Here is a 21067-nt window from a genome sequence, read left to right as displayed (position 1 = left end):
AATGACCGAGCAGCTGAAACGCGCAACCATCAGCGACGTTGCTGAGCAAGCCGGCGTTTCGCGGGCCGCCGTGTCCAAGGTCCTGCGCAACGCGTACGGTGTCAGCCCCGCCATGCGGGCCAAGGTAGAGGAGACCATGGCCCTCCTGAACTACCGGCCGCTAGCTCTTGCCCGGGGCATGCGCGGCAACAGCTACACTTTGGGCGTCTTCTTGGTGGACCTCTCCAATACGTTCTTTTCCGTCCTGGTTGAGGGCGTCCGCGACGTCGCCGAGGAACTTGGGTACCAAGTTCTCATCGGCCAGGCGCGGCATGGCCTTGACGCCCAAAAGAAGCTCATCGAAGCCATGGTGGACCGCCGCATGGATGGTTTGCTGCTGATCGCACCCTTCGGACCCAATGAGGAACTGGAGCGTCTCGGCCGTACCATCCCCGTCGTAGTCCTCGGCCGCCATGGACCCGCAAAGTACTTCGACACCGTGGCAAGCGACGACATCGCGGGCAGCGCAATCATCGTGGATCACCTCGTCTCGCTGGGCCACGAACGGATTTCCATGCTGGCCAACACCCAGCCGGAGAGCGAGCCGGGAATGCCACAAACCGTCCGCCGCCACGGCTACGACCTCGCGATGAAAAAGCATGGCCTTGAGGACTACATTGACCACGTTCCTGGCCGATGGGGCTACGAAAGTGGCTTGGAGGCGGGGCGGTCAATAGCAAACCGACGAATTGCCGAGCGCCCCACTGCGCTCCACGGCGGCGCGGACGTCGCCGCCCTCGGAGCCTTCACAAGCCTGTTCGACGCTGGGATCAATATCCCCGGGGACATCTCCTTGGTGGGCTACGACAATGTGCCGGCCGCGTCGCTCCCGCCCATAGGCCTGACTACAGTCGATCAATCCGGCGTGCAAATGGGCCGCCAGGCGGCGGAACTGCTGCTCTCCCGGATCGAGGGCCGCAGCGAGTCGGAACACATCCTCGTTCCGCCGCGGTTGATCGTCAGGAAGACGACTGCGGAGCCCGCCGGCAGGTAGCACCCCGGCGTGGCATGGACATGTGCACAGTCTCTCGCGGTGCTGGTAGGCACCTGTCCATACCGGGCTGGAGTCGTGCATGTCAGGATCAAAGTTCACATCCTGTTATCCCGGAATGGACCATGAATCTCCCACTTTTCCACGACCCCCTCCAGGGCCGCGTCACCGTCGACGCACCCGTACGTGAACCCAGGATTGGACGCGATGGCGCATTCCGTCCCAACGCCCGGACACGCATTTCTCCCCGCGTAATGCGATCATCCACCCACGACGCACAGTCGACGCGGAACGCAAGGCAGCGCGAGGTGGCCAAGGTCGCCGAAGATCTCCAGGCATTGATCGCCAGGGCGGGCATCCAGTCCTGAGCAGAAGAGCATCCGAGCATTGGTCGTGGCCTCCGGACGCCCGAGCTGACGCGTGACATGAGCTGTTAATCGCGTTCACGAGGACTACCATCCACACCGTGACTATCCGCATCGGTACCTCGGGCTGGAGCTACGACCATTGGGAGAACGCGCTCTACCCGCCGGGTCTACCAACATCCAAGCGCCTGGCCCACTACGTTGCGCGCTTCGACACGGTAGAGCTCAACGCGAGTTTTTACCGCTGGCCCCGGGACACGGCATTCAAGAGCTGGCATGACCGCCTGCCTCCAGGATTTGCGATGTCGGTCAAGGCGCCCAGAGGCCTCACGCACGGGAAGAAGCTTTACAGCCCGGAAGTTTGGGTGGAACGGATCACCCGTTGCTGGCATGAACTGGGCGACAAAAGGGCTGTGCTGCTTGTCCAGCTTCCTCCTGGTTTTGCCCGCGATGATGCCCGCCTCGATTACTTCCTCGCAGCCCTACCCCACTGGATTCGCGTGGCGGTGGAGTTCCGGCACGATAGCTGGGACCACCCTGACGTATACGCGTTGCTTGAACGCCACGAGTCCGCCTACTGCATCATGAGCGGCGCCAACCTGCCGTGCATCCTCCGCGCCACCGCACCATTCGTTTACGTCCGGCTGCACGGGCCGGATACCGAGCACCTCTATGGCGGCTCGTATTCGGAGGAGGATCTTCGCTGGTGGGCGGATCGGATCCGTGAGTGGAGCAGCATGGGCAAGGACGTGTACGCCTATTTCAACAACGACGGCGGAGGTAACGCCGTGCGCAATGCCGAGACTTTGCGGTGGCTGCTTGGGATCGGCTGACTCGCCAAGGGCGAACCAGCGGGCGGGTCTTAGCCCAGGCGACTTCGCACGATCTCGCTGACGGTCTTGCCGTCGAAGCGTCCTGCAACCTTGGCCGTGACCGGCTTCATGACGGCGCCGATGGAACGCATTGAGAGTTCCTGCCCGTCGGCTTTCAAGTCGGCGATGGCTTCGTCGACGATGCCTTCCACTTCTTCGCGGCTTAGCGGCTTGGGGAGGTACGCCTCAATAATCTCAGCCTCCGCAACTTCGGCGGCTGCCCTGTCTGTTTCCCCGGCTTCGGTGTAGATGCGCGCGGTATCCCGACGTTTTGCAGCTTCCTTTTGGAGCAGTGAAGTAACCTGCGCATCGTCCAACTCGATGGGCGTTTTGCCCGACTTTTCGCGGGTGCTGATCTCACCCAGGACGTTCCGCACGGTGGTGAGCGCTGTCTTGTTGCCCGCCTTCATGTGGCCAACGACGTCTGCTTTGAGGCGGTCTTTCAGTGACATTGTGCTCCTTGTTTGGGGTTCCTACTTGCCATCGTAGTCAGTCCACCAAGTCGACGCTGGCCGGAATGAGGGTCCGGAAATTTCCCTTGCGGAGCATTTAGTAAGCATGCTTAGCTTATTGTGCCGCTGGAATTCCTTGAAGGAACCGGTTGGCTCACCGATCGCACCGAGGAGCCTTAGCGCTACATGGGAGGGACAACCATGCATCTAAACGAACGGGAGCGCAGGGCGCTGCAGCAACTCGAGCTAGTTCTTCGTTTCCAGGCCTGCATCCGTTGATGGGGCCGGAGGGAGCTCGGGAGGAATCGGCCCGGCAAGCTCCTTCTCGGTTGGGCCGCTGACCACAACCTGCGCGGGGCTGTGAAGGAGGTATCCGTTGAGCCAGGAAAACAGTGCACGGACTTTCTGCTGGACCCCGGACAACAGCGCCAAGTGAACCAAGAGCCAGGACAAGAAGGCGAAAAGGCCCTGCAACTGGATTCGTTTGCGACCAAGTTCTGCCACGGCAGCACCGCGTCCGACCATCGCCATATAGCCCTTGTCGACGTAGCGGAAGGGAGTAGGGCTACCTCCCGTAAGCTGCGCGAGGATGTTGGCGGCTGCCCATTTTCCGGCCTGTTGGGCCACGGAGCCGAGCTGGGGCAACTTCGCGCCAGTGGAATCGGTGATGTTGGCAGCATCGCCGATGACGTACACACCATCCACATCCGGGGCGGTCAGGTCTGGACGAACATCCACACGCCCACCTTTGCCCTGCGTCAGCCCCGAAGTGCTGATGAGGTCTCCGGCTTTCAACCCGCCGGCCCAAACAACGATCTGCGCGGGGACGAAGCTCCCATCAGCCAACGCCACGCCATCGCTGCGTACCTCGGTAACGCCCACCCCCATATGCAACTGGACGCCCACCTTCCGAAGACGTTCGGTGGCGTACCGCTGGGACTTCGTGGAAAACATGTTCAACACGCTGGGAACCATGTCCACCAAGTGCACGCGGCACCGGGCAGCAAGCTCGGCCGAGAAGTATTTGCGCACCATATATTTGACGTTTTCAGCCATGGCTCCGGCCGTCTCCACACCAGTGGGACCTCCTCCGACCACGACGACATCCACAAGACCGTCAGAGGTTCTATCTGCCTGATCAAGCAGCCGCGTAATGGCGGTGCCTAGCCTGGTGGCGTCCGTAACGGAGTACAGCGGGAAAGCATGTTGCTCGGCACCTGGGGTGTTGAAGAAGTTGGGAACGGCACCTACCGCGATGACCAGGATCTCCGCCCGCAAACTCACGCCATCGGAGGTGGTGACTGACCGTTGCGAAGCATCAATGGAGGCAACACTCGCCGTCAGGACTTTGACGGTCTTGTAGCGGCGAAAAACGGAGCGCAGCGGGCGCGTAATGGCTGAAACCCCGATCTGGGAAGTAGCCAATTGATAAAGGAGCGGCTGGAACTGGTGGTAGTTGTTCGAGTCGATCAACAGGACGCGTACGCCCTTCCGGCCTAGTTTTTTGGCTGCCGCAACGCCTGCAAAGCCGGCACCCACCACGATGACTTGGTATGTGTCCTCCATGCGAGCAACTTACTTCACCGTGAGTCCGGGCAACAGGGCTTGACAGTCTTCACCTGTCGATAAGATTCGACGCCGGGTGGCCGCCAGCGCTGCACGGAAGGTCGCCGTCGTGCGTTTAGTCTTTGGTCCCCATGGGTACGCAGTGGGTAGTGTTCTGCATTTGGCAAGGACCAGGGGAGGGAGTGGGTTTCCGAGGCAGCAATCCTGCTGGGACGGGACGCAAACCACTTGGAAACAGACGTAGCCGCCCTGTCCGAACAATACGGCGCAGTGGTGAGCTGCCAGGGCGTGATCGCACGGCCACCTGGGGAAGCACCTGAGGAACCGAAACTATGGAAGATCACCACCGGGTACGGAGGCCTGGGTACGTCGGGCAGCGGAGACGTACTGGCCGGTGCCATCACCGGTCTCCGGGCGCGTGGAACCAGCGGCGCACAGGCTGCCTGCTGGGGAACACACCTCCACGCCGCCGCAGCGGACCGCTTGGCCAGCAAGCTGGGCCCGCTCGGGTTCCTTGCCCGCGAACTCGCCGACGAATTGCCCGCCCTGATGCTGGAACTGAACACCTGAGCCATTCCGCGGGCAAGTACCTATGCGGGTTTCAGGAGTTCATGCTCCACAACTGCACTGCGGGAGAGCGTCTTGTACCCCTCCTGTTCGAACAGGACGGTGATGACATCGTCCTCATGCCTCATCACCAGGCCCGGACCCCATTCCTTGTGCATCACGGCGGACTGCACCGGGAATGGATCGCTTTCTCCAGCACGCTGTTCATCTGCGTCACGCTCTTCATCTGCGCTGTGAAAAGCATCGCTGGCTTTGGAAGCATCGGCGCATGCATCACAATTGCCGCACGGCTTGGAAAGTTCTTCACCGAAGTAGCCCAGCAGGAACTGCCGACGGCAGCCATCCGTCTCCGCGTATGCGCGCATCATCGTGAGCCGGGACTGGTCAACGCGCTGGCGGGCTTCGGCCAGTTCGACGGCGCGGGCCACCAGGGCCGGCAGCTTGGCTTTGGACGCCAGGCGGATGCCGCGCTTACCCGTGGTGACGGCGCCTGCTTCCTCCAGCTGGTTGACGAGCCCAGTGAGGCGACGGACAGGGAATCCCGTCAACTCCGCGAGCGCGCCCTTGGGGGCAGGAGCGCCTGCGGCTTTCAGGATCTTCAGGACTGCCAGGAGCGAATCCGGGTCAGGTGAATGCGTGCCGAAGAACTTCCGAAGGCCAAGATCCTCCTCGCGGTAGTGCAGTATGGCGCCGGCCGGTTTCCCGTCCCGTCCGGAACGGCCGATTTCCTGGTAATAGGCATCCAGTGATTCCGGAATGTCGGCATGGACGACGAACCGCACATTGGGTTTGTTGATTCCCATGCCGAAAGCGGTTGTGGCAACCACGACGTCGAGCTCATCGTCCAGAAACTGCTCATGGATGCGCTCCCGGTCAGCATCCGACCGGCCCGCGTGGTAGGCCTCGGCGCGGAGCCCTTCCTTTACGAGTTTGGTGGCGTACTTTTCCGTGTCCTTGCGGGTGGCGGCGTACAGGAGCCCCCGTTCTCCTCCCTTGGCCAGCGCAGCAACCTGCTCCAGGACGGCTTTTCGCTTACCTTTGTCCTCTTGGTGGCGGACCACGTCAAGGCTTATGTTGGGCCGGTCAAAGCCACGGACCAGGACCAGCGGATCCTTCATGCCCAGCCGTTCCAGAATCTCATCGCGCACCGGAGGTGAGGCCGTGGCGGTAAGGGCTGCCACCGGAGGGTTTCCCAATCTTTCACGGACATTTCCCAGATCAAGGTAATCGGGGCGGAAGTCATGACCCCATGAGGAGACGCAGTGGGCCTCATCAACCACGAACAGGGTGATGTGCAACTTGGCTATGCGGTCCACGGTCTCCTTTTTGGCCAACTGTTCGGGGGCCAGAAACACGAAAGTCGCTTTGCCGGACTCGGCTGCTTCCCAGGCGTCCTCCACTTCCGAGTCACTATGGGAGGAATTGATCGCGACGGCCACGCCGTCACCCAGCTGCCCGTTCAGTCCGTCCAGCTGGTCTTCCTGCAGGGCGATCAACGGAGAAACCACGACGGCGGGGCGTCCCGTTTGGTTGTAAAGGTACTTGGCTGCCACTTGGTAGGTGGCTGATTTACCGTACCCAGTGGGCATGACGGCCAGGACGTCGCGGCCACCCGCGAGCGCGTTCATGGCTGCGAGCTGGCCCTCGCGGAGCTTTGGCAGGGAAAAGGAAGACGCCGCAAGGGCGCCCAGGGCTGGATCATCGGACATCGGAAAACGGCTCCGCACAGTGGGTGTTGCGGCCGCTTGCTTCAGCCGAGGTAACCAGACTAACGCGAGGTGGGACCCGGCGTCGTGCGCTTCTTCCTGCTTGTGGATAACTCTGGAGGCCTACCGAAGGCCTGGACTCATGGCGTCATCCCAAGGCTGGCGGTAGCTTTGGAATACTTTTCCTTCGAAGCGGGTAAGGTACCGGAGGTACCGCTGATGCAGGGCTTGTCTACATCCCTTGTTTTGATCGCCTTACTGGCCGTGGCGGCGCCCCTTGCTGTCCGCTTCCTTGACCGGGCGGTCAAGGTGCCGCTGGTGGTGTTCGAGATCGTCCTCGGAATCCTGCTGGGTCCCAGCGTGTTGGGATGGATCCAATCCACGCAGTTCACGGATACCCTGGCTGATTTCGGGCTGGCGATCCTCTTCTTCGTGGCCGGCAACGAGATCGATTTTTCCGATATCCGGGGCCGTCCCGCCATCCGCGCATCAGCGGGCTGGGTGATCTCGTTGGCAGCGGGCGTTGGCGCGGGCTTTCTCCTGTCCCCCACGCCGGAGGCCGCCGTCATCATCGGTGTGGCGCTGTGTTCCACAGCATTGGGAACATTGCTGCCCATTCTTCGCGATGCCGGTGAATCAAAATCCCCGATGGGTACCGCCGTCACTGCATTGGGTGCAGCTGGCGAGTTTGGTCCGCTGATTGCAATCTCGCTGTTCTTCAGCGGCAGGCAGCTGGGTCCGGCAACGGCGGTGCTTCTCGGATTCGTCTTCCTGACCGGCATTGCGATCTTCCTGGCCTCCAGGGCAAGGCACACGCTGTTCCACTCGCAGGTCACGAGGACCCTCCACACCAGCGGGCAGTTCGCCGTCCGCTCCATCATGTTCATCCTCACCGTGCTCGTAGTGCTGAGCATGGTCCTGGGACTGGACATGTTACTGGGTGCATTCGCCGCGGGCGTTCTCTGGAAGGTGGCCATAGAGCGTGCTCCCGAACGGGACCGTAAGGTGATCGAGACCAAACTCGACGCCGTCGCGTTCGGCTTTCTGGTGCCCATCTTCTTCATCGATACCGGCATCGATTTTGATCTCGGCGCACTCACGTCCAGCCCGACAGCCCTGGCAATGGTCCCGCTGTTCGTGCTCCTCCTGCTGATCGTCCGGGGCCTGCCGTCGATGCTTGCTGCCCCACCGAGGTCCACTTTCGCCGAGAAACGGGCGATCATGCTTTTCGGGGCCACCGGCCTGCCGATTATCGTTGCCGTCACAGCCATTGGCAGGGATCAGGGGTTCATTTCAAGCGGAATCTCGTCAGCACTCGTTGGGGCCGGCATGCTCTCTGTGCTCCTGTTTCCGCTGCTGGCGCTTCGGCAGGGCCAGCGTGAACGTCAAGGCAGAACACCAGTGCCGCAGGAGGAAGTCCCTGAGGACAGGGACGCTTAATCATTGCGGCCGCCGCAGTCACGATCATCATCTTGGCCGTCATCGTTCGCGTGGTCATTTTCCACGACAGATAGAGTTATCTGTCGTAGAATATGAACATGAAGCGCCAAAGTCACCTAGTCGAGCGCCTTCCGCGCGGCCTCTTCAGCATCTCCGAGGCCGCAAAGCACGGGGTCTCTCACGCGAGCCTGTACCGAATGCGCGACGCGGGCCTGGTTGAGAGGATCGGCTCCGGGCTGTACATCGCCGGAACGGGCATTGAGGCCGATATCGATCTGCTTGAAGCATCCCGAAAGGCTCCCCTGGCCACGATCTGCCTGACCAGCGCCCTCGCCCGGCATGGGCTCATCGACGAAATCCCGTCCAGCATCGATTTGGCCTTGCCCCGCGGCAAGACCCCTCCGCAACTCTCGGCCCAAGTCACCTGGCATATCTTCGACAAGGCGACCTTCGACGTCGGCCGTTCAAGCATCGCGGTCGAAGGGGAAGATGAGGCGAGAATCGGTATCTACTCGCCTGAACGCTCGATCGTCGACGCCTTTCGCCTTCGCGCAAGCGCCGGCTACGAAACCGGAATCGAAGCGCTTCGTAACTGGCTCAAGCGCCCAGAGTCACAACCCGCACGCCTCATGGATATCGCCTCGTCGGTCCCTCGTTCCAAGCGGCCACTCCGCCAGGCAATGGAGGTCCTCCTGTGACGGCAGGCAGCCGGTCCATTTACCTCCGGCTGCAGAAAGTCGCACGAGAGCGTAGGCGACCCTCTGACGAGATCTTCACGCTTTACGGGCTGGAGCGCTTCCTGGCGCGTCTGGCAGACACACCGTTTGCGGATGACTTCTGCCTCAAAGGTGGCGTCCTGCTGTCCGCCCACGCGCTGCGCCGCCCGACCCGTGACATTGACATGCAGGCACTCGATTTCCGACTCGACGTCGATCACGTCACCGAAGTGGTGAAAATGATGTGCGACGTCGTCGTCGACGACGGCCTGGTCTTCGACCATGCGTTCATGCAGATCGAACAGATCCGCGACGAAGACGAGTACAGCGGCCTGCGGGTCTCACTGCCCGCGGTCCTGGGCCGGGCGAGAATTGCCATCAAGCTCGACATCAGTACCGGTGACCCGATCTGGCCCGAGCCGGAGCAGATCGAACTACCGTCGCTGCTCGGCGGAACTGTGAAGATGAAAGGTCATCCCTTGGTGACGGTGATTGCCGAGAAGACCGTCACCATGCTCCAGCGCGGCACCACGAGCACCCGGTGGCGGGACCTGCTGGACGTGGCACTCCTGTCCGACCGATTCGAGTTCGATGCCGCAGACGTCAGACAAGCAACGGTACAAGTGGCCAGGCACCGCGGTATCGAACTCGGTCCGCTCCGAGCCCTTATGGCCAGCTACGGGGCGACCGGGCAAGCGAAATGGGCTGCATGGCGCAGGAAGCTCAAAGTGGAAGATATGTGCGAGCAGAACCTTGACGCGCAGGTTGAGCGTGTGCTCAGGTTCATTGAGCCGGTGTTCGACGGTTCCGCAGAAGACCATCACCGGTGGAGCCCCGACGGGCGTTCCTGGTCATAGACTGCGGTGATGGCCGGCGCCGAAAGGGCCAGCGGCAATATACCCGCAGCTCAAAGCCAAGCTAAGAGCCCCCTGTCGGATTCGAACCGACGACCCCCGCTTTACAAGAGCGGTGCTCTGGCCAACTGAGCTAAGGAGGCATGCGCCGAAAACGACGCTAGATAAGGTTAGCCCAGACCCTCCCCCTCACGGAAATCACGAAGGCGGCTACCCACCCGGGGCATAAACCCAAGGTGACCAGCCGCCGTCGTAAATTCCTGGAAACTAGCCCTTGGCGTCAACCGCGGTCTGGATCTCAGCGTTCAGATCGGTGGATCCGTCCCACTGCTTCCCGTCGACGAACACGGTGGGGGTGCCGGTGATGCCGATGGCTGCTGCTTCTTGCGTAGCGACCTTTACATAGGGCCGGTACTGCTTGCTGTCCACGCAAGAGTCGATGCTCGCTGAGCCCACTTCCTTGGCCATGGACTTGAGGTCGTTGTCCGAGATACCGGCGCTGCCTTCAGCTGGCTGGCGTTCGAAAAGGAGGTTGAAGAAATCGGCGTACTTTTCCGGCGAAGAGTTCACCACGCACGCAGCGGCATTTGCTGCGCGTGAGGAGTAGTTGGTGGTGGACTGCTGGTCCAGGAAGCCAAGGGGACGGTACTCGAGGGAGATCTTGCCTTCGTTGCGCAGCTTGGTGAGCGACTCCCCGTAGGTCGTCTCAAACCGCTTGCAGACCGGGCAGATGAAGTCGATGTAAGCGATCACCTTGACGGGCTTGCCGGCCTCGGGCTCACCGCCGGGAACGGTGACGGTTGCGGGCTTGGTTGCCGGAGCCGAAGGGACGTCTGCCACGTTCACGGACGAGGCATCGGACTTCACGACGTCGGTGTTGGCCAGCAATGTTACGCCGCCGTGCACGTTGCCGTTCGCGGGAGTAGGGCCTTGATCGGCAATCGGCGCGCTTTGCTGGATGCTGGTGGTCACTACCAGCGCGATGACGGCGAGGATAGCCACGACCGCCACCACAATGCCCCAACCGATCAGGAGCTTGTTGCGCTTGTCCTTTTTCAGCTGCGCTTCGCGGATTTCGCGCGCCTTCTCCCGTGCCTGGGCGGTGCGTTCAGCCTTGGATAGGCGGGGTTCGTTTGCGGGGCTCATCAGTTCCTCGGATTACTCGACGTCGTAGTGCATAGCTTGGGGCAACGGGGCCAGTTTACGGGAGCCAACTAGGAGCTCTGCCGCTGACATGCCTGCCCGGTCGTTGAACGATCAACTGCTGTCTATGATTCCGCCGGTAGGCTGGGAGGTGAGTCACAGCAACCCCAGGGAGCAGTAATGCAGGATTTGGCAAGCGAAAAACTCAAGACGGAAGATGGCGTTAGGGCCTCTCCCACCAAGAAGCCAACGGCGAGCAAGTTCGACTTCATGGTGGTGTCCAACCGCCTGCCCGTCGATCGCTGCAGCAGCGATGGCGACGGCGATGGCGGCGGGGGCTGGCGACGCTCACCCGGCGGCCTGGTTACCGCGCTTGCACCGATGATGACAAAGTCCGACGGCGCGTGGGTGGGTTGGCATGGCGCCCCGGATGAGACTGTCCGCCCTTTCAGCCACGAGGCCATGGACCTTGTCCCGGTCCAGTTGAGCAGCCAGGACGTCGAGCTGTATTACGAGGGCTTCTCCAACGCGACCATCTGGCCGCTGTATCACGATGTCATCGCCCCGCCGGAATTCCACCGTACGTGGTGGGATTCATACCGCCAGGTCAATAAGAAGTTCGCCGACGCCGTCATCCGCCATGCCGCGGAAGGCGCCACTGTTTGGGTCCAGGACTACCAGCTCCAGTTGGTTCCCCGCATGCTCCGCGAGGCGCGGCCGGACCTGAAAATCGGCTTCTTCAACCACATTCCCTTCCCGCCTCCGGAGATCTTCGCGCAGCTGCCGTGGCGCCGCGAGATCATTGATGGCCTGCTGGGTGCGGACTTGCTGGGCTTCCAGCGTCCCAGCGATGCCGGCAACTTCATGCGCTCTGCCCGCCGCTTCCTGGGCGCCAGCGTCAAGCAGCAGCAAGTGCATGTAAAGGGCCCGGACGGCGAGGTCACCCATATCGCCCGGGCGCAGGCCTTCCCTATTTCCATCGACGTCGACCAAATCCGGGAGTTGGCCGGCAGGCCGGACATCATCGAGAGGGCCAAGCAGATCCGCAAGGACCTGGGCAATCCGAAGACCATCCTGCTTGGCGTGGACCGGCTCGACTACACCAAGGGCATCGGCCACCGACTCAAGGCGTTCGAGGAACTCCTGCGCGAGGGCAGCATCAAGGTGGAGGACGCCACCCTGATCCAGGTAGCCAGCCCCAGCCGCGAACGCGTGGAGCAGTACCGCCTTCTGCGCGAAGAAATCGAAGGGACCGTAGGCCACATCAATGGCACCTACGACACCATCCAGAACACTGCCGTCCGCTATCTGCACCACAGCTACCCGGTCGAGGAGATGGTGGCGCTCTATCTCGCCGCTGACGTCATGCTGGTTACGGCGCTGCGCGATGGCATGAACCTGGTGGCCAAGGAATATGTCACGGCCCGATCCGAGGACGACGGCGCGCTGGTGTTGAGCGAATTCGCGGGCGCCGCCGACCAACTGAAGCAGGCGCTCCTGATTAACCCTCATGACATCGACGGCCTCAAGTCCGCCATTCTGCGGGCGGTCAACCTCTCCCCCAAGGAAGCCCGCCGCCGCATGAAGCTGATGCGGAAGCAGATCCTGGACCACGACGTCGATCATTGGTCAGCGGAGTTCCTGGCCGCCCTCGAGGAGAAGGTAGTCCGCGATGACAGCTGAGCAGACTCCCCTGTCTTTGTCCCCGGAGCTGTTGGACGCCATCCGGCGCATTGCAGGCACCGAGCATCTCCTGGTGGCCTTGGACTTCGACGGCACTCTCTCCCCGATCGTGGACCATGCGGCGGATGCCAGGCCGTTGCCGCGATCGGCTGCCGCTTTGGAAGCCCTTGCCGAGCTGCCGCGCACGACGACGGCACTCATCTCGGGACGCGCCCTGGACAGTTTGCGCCAGGTCGCCTCGCCACCTGTCAACACGTTGCTCATTGGCAGCCACGGGGCCGAGGTATGGCTTGGCGAGGGGTCCCTTGGCCTGCAGTTGGATGAGGAACAGCGTGCGCGGCTGGCCTCAGTACGTGAGGTCCTGGCTGGGATCGTCAACATCGCGCCGGGGACGTTGCTCGAAGACAAGCCAGCCGGAGTGGTCCTCCATACGAGGCTCGCAGAAGACGACGTTGCCGAAGACGCCGTGGAGGCCGCCATGAGGGTTCTGCGGGACCATCCGGGCGTCTTCCTGAAGACCGGCAAGCGCGTGCTGGAGACGTCAGTGGTCCATGCTTCCAAGGGCGAAGCCGTGGAATTCCTTCGTCAGGCCACCGGGGCCACGGCCATCCTGTTCGCCGGCGACGACGTCACCGATGAAGATGCCTTGGGCAGGCTCATGGCGGATGACGTCGGCATCAAGGTGGGCCTTGATTTCACGCAGGCCCAGTACCGCGTGGAAGCTCCGGTGCACGTGGCCGAGCTGTTGGAAGCCCTCCTGCGGGAGCGGCGCCGGGTCACTGCTGAAACGTAGGCCGCGAGCAGCATCACATGTGACCTTCGTAACATTTGGGTAGTAAGTCCAAAAGTCTGACATACTCTTGGTTGTGATGTGACGCACAGTACCGTGCGACGTCACACGATCCTCCCCGGCCAATGGCCGGGGAGTTCAACTGAAGAAAATGAACCATTCACAACGGATCGTCCGGCACGTACCTGCCGGTGAAGGGATTGATAACTGTGGCTACAGTTACTTTTGATAACGCTACGCGTCTGTACCCGGGCACAGATAAGCCCGCCGTCGATAAGCTCAACATCGACATCGCCGATGGCGAATTCCTGGTCCTCGTTGGACCCTCCGGTTGCGGTAAGTCCACCTCCCTGCGCATGCTCGCAGGTCTTGAGGACGTGAACGCCGGCCGCATTCTGATCGGTGACCGCGACGTCACGGATGTTCCGCCGAAGGACCGCGACATCGCAATGGTCTTCCAGAACTACGCTCTTTACCCGCACATGACTGTTGCGGACAACATGGGCTTCGCACTGAAGATCGCCGGCGTCTCCAAGGAAGAGCGCGCCGAGCGTGTTCGCGAAGCCGCCAAGCTTCTTGACCTTGAGCAGTACCTGGACCGCAAGCCGAAGGCACTCTCCGGTGGTCAGCGCCAGCGTGTTGCCATGGGCCGTGCAATCGTCCGTAACCCGCAGGTCTTCCTCATGGACGAACCCCTGTCCAACCTTGACGCCAAGCTCCGTGTCCAGACCCGTACGCAGATCGCATCCCTGACCCGCCGCCTCGGCGTCACCACGGTTTACGTGACGCACGACCAGGTCGAGGCCATGACCATGGGTGACCGCGTTGCAGTCCTGAAGGACGGCCTGCTCCAGCAGGTGGACACCCCGCGCAACCTGTACGACCGCCCGCAGAACGTCTTCGTTGCAGGCTTCATCGGCTCTCCCGCCATGAACCTGCTGGAACTGCCGGTTGTTGACGGCGGCGTCCAGTTCGGTGGCACGGTTTACCCGGTCAAGCGCGACGTACTGGAAGAAGCACACGGACAGACGGTCACCGTTGGTTCGCGTCCGGAAGACCTTGAGACGGTCGGCAACGGCGAAGGCCTGCAGGTTGAGGTTGACGTCGTCGAAGAACTCGGCGCCGATGCCTACGTCTACGGCCACACCATCCTGGATGGCAAGAGCCACGACATCGTTGCCCGCGTTGACGGCCGCCGCCCCCCGATGAAGGGCGAGTCCATCTTCGTTCGTCCGCAGTCCGGCCACGTGCACCTGTTCGACACCAAGACGGGCCTGCGCCTGGGCGACTAATCCCCACCGGCACCCTAACCTCGCTCCGCTTCGGCCAGGGAACCCTGCCGGCGTGGGCCCAGCCACCAGAAGTATCCGCATTGTGACAGCGGCCCGACCCTTCCCGGTCGGGCCGCTCTCGCGTTAACCTTTCCGCAGAAAGAACGGTATGAACACGACGGATAACTTGATCCCCCTGCCATGGCACGTCGCGGCCACAGAAAGTGGGGCTTTCACGCTTGCCCCTACTACCCGGGTCGCGGCAAGCCAGGCAGCCGTCCCGGTCGCGGAGCAGCTGGCCGCGCTGCTTCGCCGCGGCACCGGTTTCGCTGTTCCCATCGTCGAACAGGTCAGTGCGGGCGACATCGCCCTGGATTTCGTTGAAACGCTCGACGGCGGCCCGGAAGCCTACCAGCTGACTGTCACCAGCGCCGGTGTACGCCTCATTGCGACAACTGCTGCCGGCCTCTTCAATGCAGTCCAAACACTCCGCCAGCTGTTCCCGCCAGCCATTGAAAGCTCCCGCACCGGCGCAGACGATTCGACGAACCGGATTGCCGGCACCTGGGTGATTCCCGCCGTCGAAATTAAGGACGCACCACGCTTCGCCTATCGCGGCCTCATGCTCGACGTCGCCCGCAACTTCTTCACGGTGGAAGAGGTGAAGGAGCAGATCGATGTCATGGCCCAGTTCAAGCTCAATGCCCTCCATTTGCACCTGACGGATGACCAGGCTTGGCGCATCGAAATCCACGCGCCGGAAAACAATCCATCGGGCCTGGACTATGGCAAGCTCACTGAAATCGGTGGCCAAGGAGCTGTCAACCACCCCGGAGTGGGACTCGCACCGGGCCTTACGGGCTACTACACGCAGCAGGATTTCACGGACATCGTGGCCTATGCCGCCACCAAGAACGTTCTTGTTGTACCGGAGATTGACCTCCCGGGCCACGTCAACGCCGCCCTGGCCGCTATCCCCCAGCTGAACCCTGATGGCCAGGCCAAACCCATGAACACCACCGGCGAGGTTGGCTACTCAACCTTGGACGCGGGGCTTCCTGTCACGTATGAGTTCGTGCGTGAAGTGCTGGGCCAGGTCGCCGCCATCACGCCTGGACCGTACCTGCACATCGGCGGGGATGAAGCCCTGGTGACAGGACACGACAACTACGTGGCCATGGTGCAGGAGTTCGCCCGCATCGCCGCCGAGACCGGCAAGAGAGTGGTGGGCTGGAACGAATACGCCGACGTCGAACTCCCTGACGGCGCCGTGGTGCAGTATTGGCACGGCGATTTCGCCCCGGTGATCCAGCAGGCCCAAGACCGCGGGTCAAAGGTCATCATGTCCCCCGCCGCAAACACTTACCTGGACCAGAAGTACGAGACAACGAGTCCCATTGGCCTTGAGTGGGTGGATGGCGGGCCGTTCACCTGGTCCGAGTACTACGACTGGAATCCTGCCCAAGGCGGCCTGGAAGACAACAGGATCCTGGGCGTCGAAGGTCCGTTGTGGACAGAGACCGTCCGCAACAACCAGCAGGCCTACTGGCTCATGTACCCGCGGGCAATTTCGCTGGCGGAAGTCGCATGGTCCGGCCAGGACGCCCGGGACCTTGGTGATTTCCGACGTCGGCTCGGTGCCTTGGGTGAGCGCCTCGCAAGGCAGGGCGTCACGTTCCAGGCAGCGCCCGACGTCGAGTGGTCCGCGGTGCCTGAGTTTCCCTTCCCAGCAGCAATGAACGCCAACACCGGCGAGTACGGAACAATTGAGGCATGAGCGAGCAAAACGAAGCCCAGTGGCACGACGAACCGACCGACTACGGGCAGATCGGCAAGCTCCCCCGGACTGAAGCGGCCAGCGCACAGGACACTGCACCGCCGGCCAGCGTTATTGGATCCCTTAACATCACCGCTGCGGCGGCGGATCCCGAGCTGCTGGACCTGCCGTGGCATATTGCACTTGAAGATTGGCCGGCGGAAAACCTCGCGGCCCTCCCCCGCGGTATCTCCCGGCACATCGTGCGTTTCGCCCACTTGGGTGGCTCGGTCATCGCCATCAAGGAAACGTCCGAGCACGTGGCCCGCCACGAGTACCACATGCTCCGGAAGCTGGCCCGGCTGGACGTTCCCTGCGTGGAGCCGGTTGCTGTCATCACCGGGCGCACCACCGCGGACGGCAAACCGCTGAACCCGGTGCTGGTCACGCGGCACCTGAAGTTCTCCATGCCGTACCGTGCGCTGTTCTCGCAGATGCTGCGCAAGGACACCCTGACGCGACTCATCGACGCCCAGGCGCTGTTGCTGGTCCGGTTGCACCTCATTGGCTTCTACTGGGGGGACGTCTCGCTCTCCAACACGCTGTTCCGCCGCGACGCCGGCGCGTTTGCCGCTTACCTCGTGGACGCCGAAACCGGCGAGCTGTACCCGGACCTTTCCATGGGCCAGCGCGAGTACGATCTCGAGATTGCCCGCGTCAATATCGCCGGTGAGCTGATGGACCTCCTGGATGGCGGACTCATCGAGGAGAAGGTGGACCCCGTAGCCACCAGTGAGCTCATCATGGACAGCTATCGCCGGCTGTGGGCGGAGCTGACGGAGAAGGAGTCCTTCGAACTCGGCGAGCGCTGGCGCGTGGGAGCACGCATCCGCAGGCTCAATGAGCTCGGCTTCGACGTCGAGGAATACGCCATCAAGACCACAGCGGATGGCTCCACCATCCAGCTGCAGCCAAAAGTCGTCGACGCCGGCCATCACCAGCGGCGCTTGCTGCGGCTTACCGGCCTGGACGCCCAGGAGAACCAGGCCCGCAGGCTGCTGAACGACATGGACCAGTTCCGGGCTGACAACAACCCCGACCTGGACGAGGAAATCAGCGCCCACGCCTGGGTCAGCCAGATCTTCGAGCCGATCGTGCGTTCCATCCCCAGGCACCTCGCCGGCAAGCTGGAGCCGGCTGAAGTAGTGCATGAGGTCCTGGAGCACCGCTGGTACATGAGCCAGAAGCAGGATCGCTACATCCCGCTGGCTGAGACCGTGCAGTCGTACCTGGACACTGTTCTGCAGCACCGCAGGGACGAGGCTGCCATCATGTTGAACCCGGACACCGAGATGCTCAAGATCCTTGAGGTCGAGGTGGAGGAGTCCGGCCGGTACGACGAAGTGGACGAGTACCCGGACGCGGACGACTAACTCAGGGTTCCAGGGTCTCCGCGAGGCCTGCAAGGACAGGTTCCCGGCCAAGTTCAATGTGCGTGTACGCCAGCGAGTACGCCAGGTCCGGACGGCCTTTCAGAATCGCATTGCACAGTTCCGTGTGCTCGTCCCGCTGGAGTTCGTTGCTGCGGTTGTGTGCCAACCCGAAGATCCAGCGCATGCGGCCGAAGAGGGGCTTCACGGACTCGATCAACAGCCTGTTGCCGGAAAGGCGCACGATCTCGGCGTGGAGCTCAGCACTGATCAGGGCGACGTCGTCCGCGCGGTCCTCGTCGATGGCAGCATTGGAGGCTTCCATCAGTTCCACGAGCCGGCCACCGGAATGGCCCTCTGCAACACGGGTGGCAGCCATCCTTGCGGCGAACGTTTCCAGGCAAAGGCGTACGTCGAAGAGCTCGTTGACGTCCGTCAGCGTGAGTTGGCGGACTACCGCGCCGCGGCGCGGGAAGGTGTCCACGAAGCCGTCCTTCTCCAGGCGTTGGATGGCTTCGCGGACCGGGATTCTGGAGACGCTGTACATCTCGGACAGTTCCCGTTCGCGCAAACGCGCACCTTGGGCGAAGGTGCCCGTGACGATCCCCTCCAACACCAGTTGGTAGACGTGCTCCGCGCGGGCCTCGTCATCGCGGCCATTTCCGGTTTCCGGCATCGCCTCAGCCACTGTCAAACTTCCCTTCATGCCAGCGTCCGCTCCATTCGCCGGCCGGCGCCGGTCAGCGTTCCAACCGAGCATACACGGGTGGAAACAGCTCGTCGGAGGGGCGGTTCAGGGCATCCCTGAGCGCGTAGGCGTTGCGCATCTTGGCGAAGAGTTCCTGGGCCTTCGCCCGCCAGTAATTCAGGTCCACTCCCTCTATGAGACCGTCGGCCATGATGGTCCGGCCGGCCACCACTGAGAGCACTGCCTGGCGCGCTGTCCCGTTGAGGGTGAGTGTCCTTAAGGGGTCCTCGTGAACACCGTCGCGGATGTCTCCCAAGGAGAAGGCCACCATGTCCGCTTTGGCGCCGGGCTCCAACCGGCCAAGATCCGGTCGGCGCAGTGCTCGGGCACCTCCAAGCGTGGCGGCGTCGAAGTATCCGGCGAGGTCTCCGGCGTCGTTGCTGCCGGCCAGGATCTTGGCGAGCTGCACGCCAGCATCGATGCCCCGGATCAGGTCCGGCGGGAAGGAGTCGGTGCCCAGGGCTATATTGATGCCCGCTGCCCTATATGCGTTGAAGGAATCCAGGGTGCTGCCGTAGCGCATGGACGTCAGCGGGCAGTGGATGACGCTGGCGCCGCTGCCTGCCAGCCGGGCCAGGTCGCCTCGGTCCTCTCCGAACACGGCGGGATTGCGGTCCGTATAGGTGGCATGCGGGATCAGTAGGCGTTGGGTGAGCATGCCCACTTGGTCCAGGAGTTCAAGGGGCGTGACTCCATGCCATTCGAGGATGAGCTCCCGTTCCACGAGTCCCTGAAGCGAGTGCAGGCGAACCAGGACGTCACGCTCTTCCGAAGCCGCCGCCGTGGCTTTGAGCAGTTCGATGTCAAGGGTCTCGATGCGGCACGGGAGCAGTACGCCTGCGACCAGGGGATCGCCCAGGTCCTTCGCGTGGTCGATGAAGCGCAAGGCGTCCGCCAGCCCCTCGCGGCCGCGGCCGTCGTCGAACATTACCGAGCGTTCGCCATTGTCCAACACGACGTTCACGCCGGAGCGGTATGCGGGCCCAAGGTAGCCGCGCAATCCCAGCCGCCGGCTGGTATCGGCCATGCCCACAAGTTCCTCGAAAGGCTCTGCCCATTCGGAATGGACCTCGGATGCGATAGGCATATAAGTGGTGACGCCGTGCAGGATCAGTTGGATGAGGGCGTATTCGCGAAGCTGCTGGCGTTCCTCAGCGGTAAAGACGTCGGCCCGGCGGTTGCGGAAGTAGTCGTCGGACCACTGGTGTCCCTTTGCCTGCTCCGGGCCGGCCCAGCTGTCCAGGATGAGGTGGTCGATGTCCGTGAGGGCATCGAGGTCGATTAGGCCAGGCATCAGCAGTGCGTCACCGAGGTTGTGTTCCTCGTCTACGGGACCTGTGTAGTTGTGCCCGACGTAGTCAATGGTGTCGCCGCTGTAGACCACGCAGGCATCCTCCAGCAGCACGTGCTGTCCTTTGTGGTGCCCCAAGATGTAGCGGGCAGTTGCCTTTGTGGGCACGGCGCCTCCTTTGCTCGATCAAAACATCTATCTGGTATTCCAAACAGTACATTATTTGTGATTTACATCGCATGAATACTCATCTAATCTATTTTGGTATACAAGAACTCGCGGAGCCAGCTCCCTGGATCATGAAACGAGCACAACCGTTGACCCAGCTACAGTCCATCGAACCGAATACCGGCAGTCCGCCGCAGCTTCCGGCAGCGTCGCCGGAGGACAAGGCAGTGGCACCTGCCGAGGCGCGCTCACTGCTCGCTACCGCCTGGATGAGGATCCGGCGCAGCAAGATTGCCCTCCTCAGCCTGTGCGTAGTGGTGGCCATCATGCTGTTCGCCATCCTGGCCCCAGTACTCAGCGCGCTGTCCGGCAATGACCCCTTCACGTCCAACACCAGCCCGGAGGTACTGGACGACTTCCAGACGCCTGGCCTGCCGCTCCCCGGCTACATGTATCCATCGGCCGGGCACTGGTTGGGCGTCGAACCCGGCCTTGGCCGCGATCTCTTCGCCAGGCTTGCATACGGTGGGCAGGTCTCCCTCACCATCGCCCTGCTGTCCACTGCCGTTTCCGTAGTTCTAGGAACAGTACTGGGCGCTGCCGCAGGCTACTTCGGTGGCAAGACCGACGCCATCATCAGCCGCATCATGGATCTGTTCCTCGCCTTCCCGCACCTCCTACTCGTGCTCTCGCTGACGCCGATCCTGCAGTCACGCCTCCGGGACACACCGCTGGGTGAAGGTAGCTTCCTGCCCATGGCCTCGCTGGTGATCATCCTCGGATTCTTCGGCTGGGCATACCTGGCCCGCATCGTCCGTGGCCAGGTGTTGAGCCTCCGGGAACGCGAATTCGTGGAAGCCGCCCGTTCCTTCGGCGCCTCCCACCTGAGTGTCCTGTTCCGCCAGATCATCCCCAACGTCATGGGAGTCGTCCTGGTGTACGCCACCATGTTGATCCCCACCAACATCTCCGCAGAAGCGGCCCTCTCCTTCCTGGGCGTCGGCGTCAAGGACCCCACACCGTCGTGGGGCCAGATGCTGAACGCCGCACAGTCCGGCAACTGGTACCTCAGCGACCCGTGGTTCCTGGCCGTGCCTGGCGTCATGCTCATCGTCACCGTCCTGGCGTTCAACCTCCTGGGCGACGCCGTCCGGGACGCCCTGGACCCCAAAGCTTCCCGCCACTGACCCACCTTCACCCCAGTTTCACCCACCCCTGA

18 protein-coding genes, 1 tRNA gene and 1 pseudogene are annotated in these 21067 nt (G+C 62.4%); 13 read left to right on the top strand and 7 right to left on the bottom strand.

Features of this window, described 5'->3' with window-relative positions; translation table 11 throughout:
- Nucleotide 1 precedes the first annotated feature (1 nt).
- The 3 genes from LDN75_RS04450 (at nt 2) to LDN75_RS04440 (ending at nt 2228) form a co-directional block, all read left to right on the top strand.
- Nucleotides 2–1033: a LacI family DNA-binding transcriptional regulator gene (locus tag LDN75_RS04450; protein ID WP_223935963.1), complete on the top strand. Its 1032-nt coding sequence runs from the start codon at nt 2–4 to the stop codon at nt 1031–1033.
- A 122-nt stretch (nt 1034–1155) separates the two neighbouring features.
- Nucleotides 1156–1398 (top strand): hypothetical protein, encoded by a 243-nt coding sequence (locus tag LDN75_RS04445; RefSeq protein ID WP_223935962.1) that lies wholly within the window; start codon nt 1156–1158, stop codon nt 1396–1398.
- 98 nt (nt 1399–1496) lie between these two features.
- Complete coding sequence (locus LDN75_RS04440; RefSeq protein ID WP_223935961.1) at nt 1497–2228, top strand: DUF72 domain-containing protein; 732 nt, start codon at nt 1497–1499, stop codon at nt 2226–2228.
- Nucleotides 2229–2257: 29 nt separating this feature from the next.
- Here LDN75_RS04440 and LDN75_RS04435 read toward each other — a convergent pair whose 3' ends face one another.
- A complete protein-coding gene (locus LDN75_RS04435) occupies nt 2258–2719 on the bottom strand; it encodes a GatB/YqeY domain-containing protein (protein WP_223935960.1) in 462 nt (153 codons plus the stop codon).
- Between the two features lie 246 nt (nt 2720–2965).
- Nucleotides 2966–4285: an FAD-dependent oxidoreductase gene (locus tag LDN75_RS04430; RefSeq protein ID WP_223935959.1), complete on the bottom strand. Its 1320-nt coding sequence runs from the start codon at nt 4283–4285 to the stop codon at nt 2966–2968.
- A gap of 189 nt (nt 4286–4474) precedes the next feature.
- Between LDN75_RS04430 and LDN75_RS04425 the strand changes: the two are divergent.
- Nucleotides 4475–4855, top strand: a pseudogene (locus LDN75_RS04425) (NAD(P)H-hydrate dehydratase); the annotation flags it as partial.
- A gap of 20 nt (nt 4856–4875) precedes the next feature.
- Here the strand turns inward: LDN75_RS04425 and LDN75_RS04420 are convergent.
- Nucleotides 4876–6561, bottom strand: coding sequence for a RecQ family ATP-dependent DNA helicase (locus LDN75_RS04420; protein WP_223935958.1), 1686 nt, complete (start codon nt 6559–6561; stop codon nt 4876–4878).
- Nucleotides 6562–6729: 168 nt separating this feature from the next.
- Between LDN75_RS04420 and LDN75_RS04415 the strand changes: the two genes are divergently transcribed.
- The 3 genes from LDN75_RS04415 to LDN75_RS04405 all read left to right on the top strand — a co-directional run bounded on the left by LDN75_RS04415 (nt 6730) and on the right by LDN75_RS04405 (nt 9571).
- On the top strand, nt 6730–7998 hold the full coding sequence (locus tag LDN75_RS04415; protein ID WP_223935957.1) for a cation:proton antiporter: 1269 nt from the start codon (nt 6730–6732) through the stop codon (nt 7996–7998).
- A 98-nt stretch (nt 7999–8096) separates the two neighbouring features.
- Nucleotides 8097–8696, top strand: a complete 600-nt coding sequence (locus LDN75_RS04410) for a type IV toxin-antitoxin system AbiEi family antitoxin domain-containing protein (protein WP_223935956.1) — start codon at nt 8097–8099, stop codon at nt 8694–8696.
- Nucleotides 8693–9571, top strand: coding sequence for a nucleotidyl transferase AbiEii/AbiGii toxin family protein (locus LDN75_RS04405; protein WP_223935955.1), 879 nt, complete (start codon nt 8693–8695; stop codon nt 9569–9571). The genes LDN75_RS04410 and LDN75_RS04405 overlap by 4 nt, the downstream gene beginning before the upstream one ends.
- Nucleotides 9572–9637: 66 nt before the next feature.
- On the opposite strand, the gene LDN75_RS04400 is transcribed toward LDN75_RS04405, so the two are convergent.
- Both LDN75_RS04400 and LDN75_RS04395 read right to left on the bottom strand, forming a co-directional pair.
- Nucleotides 9638–9711, bottom strand: a tRNA-Thr gene (locus LDN75_RS04400).
- Between the two features lie 124 nt (nt 9712–9835).
- Nucleotides 9836–10714: a thioredoxin domain-containing protein gene (locus tag LDN75_RS04395; protein ID WP_223935954.1), complete on the bottom strand. Its 879-nt coding sequence runs from the start codon at nt 10712–10714 to the stop codon at nt 9836–9838.
- 177 nt (nt 10715–10891) lie between these two features.
- On the opposite strand from LDN75_RS04395, the gene LDN75_RS04390 reads away from it, so the two are divergent.
- The 5 genes from LDN75_RS04390 to LDN75_RS04370 all read left to right on the top strand — a co-directional run bounded on the left by LDN75_RS04390 (nt 10892) and on the right by LDN75_RS04370 (nt 17644).
- Nucleotides 10892–12394, top strand: a complete 1503-nt coding sequence (locus LDN75_RS04390; protein WP_275959801.1) for a trehalose-6-phosphate synthase — start codon at nt 10892–10894, stop codon at nt 12392–12394.
- Nucleotides 12384–13187: a trehalose-phosphatase gene (gene otsB, locus LDN75_RS04385; protein ID WP_223935953.1), complete on the top strand. Its 804-nt coding sequence runs from the start codon at nt 12384–12386 to the stop codon at nt 13185–13187. The genes LDN75_RS04390 and otsB overlap by 11 nt, the downstream gene beginning before the upstream one ends.
- A gap of 206 nt (nt 13188–13393) precedes the next feature.
- Complete coding sequence (gene ugpC, locus LDN75_RS04380; RefSeq protein ID WP_223935952.1) at nt 13394–14476, top strand: sn-glycerol-3-phosphate ABC transporter ATP-binding protein UgpC; 1083 nt, start codon at nt 13394–13396, stop codon at nt 14474–14476.
- A 148-nt stretch (nt 14477–14624) separates the two neighbouring features.
- The gene (locus LDN75_RS04375; RefSeq protein ID WP_223935951.1) at nt 14625–16232 is read left to right on the top strand and encodes a beta-N-acetylhexosaminidase; all 1608 of its coding nucleotides are present in this window, start codon (nt 14625–14627) and stop codon (nt 16230–16232) included.
- A complete protein-coding gene (locus LDN75_RS04370) occupies nt 16229–17644 on the top strand; it encodes a DUF4032 domain-containing protein (RefSeq protein ID WP_223935950.1) in 1416 nt (471 codons plus the stop codon). Before LDN75_RS04375 ends, LDN75_RS04370 begins: the two co-directional genes overlap by 4 nt.
- A 1-nt stretch (nt 17645) precedes the next feature.
- Here LDN75_RS04370 and LDN75_RS04365 read toward each other — a convergent pair whose 3' ends face one another.
- On the bottom strand, nt 17646–18347 hold the full coding sequence (locus LDN75_RS04365; protein WP_223935949.1) for a GntR family transcriptional regulator: 702 nt from the start codon (nt 18345–18347) through the stop codon (nt 17646–17648).
- Between the two features lie 34 nt (nt 18348–18381).
- Complete coding sequence (locus tag LDN75_RS04360) at nt 18382–19848, bottom strand: chlorohydrolase family protein (protein ID WP_223935948.1); 1467 nt, start codon at nt 19846–19848, stop codon at nt 18382–18384.
- 149 nt (nt 19849–19997) lie between these two features.
- On the opposite strand from LDN75_RS04360, the gene LDN75_RS04355 reads away from it, so the two are divergent.
- Complete coding sequence (locus LDN75_RS04355) at nt 19998–21035, top strand: ABC transporter permease (RefSeq protein ID WP_223935947.1); 1038 nt, start codon at nt 19998–20000, stop codon at nt 21033–21035.
- The last annotated feature ends 32 nt before the right edge of the window (nt 21036–21067 follow it).

It is taken from the genome of Arthrobacter sp. StoSoilB5 (genome assembly GCF_019977235.1).
Lineage (GTDB): Bacteria > Actinomycetota > Actinomycetes > Actinomycetales > Micrococcaceae > Arthrobacter.
This window is presented reverse-complemented; position numbering and strand designations above follow the sequence as displayed.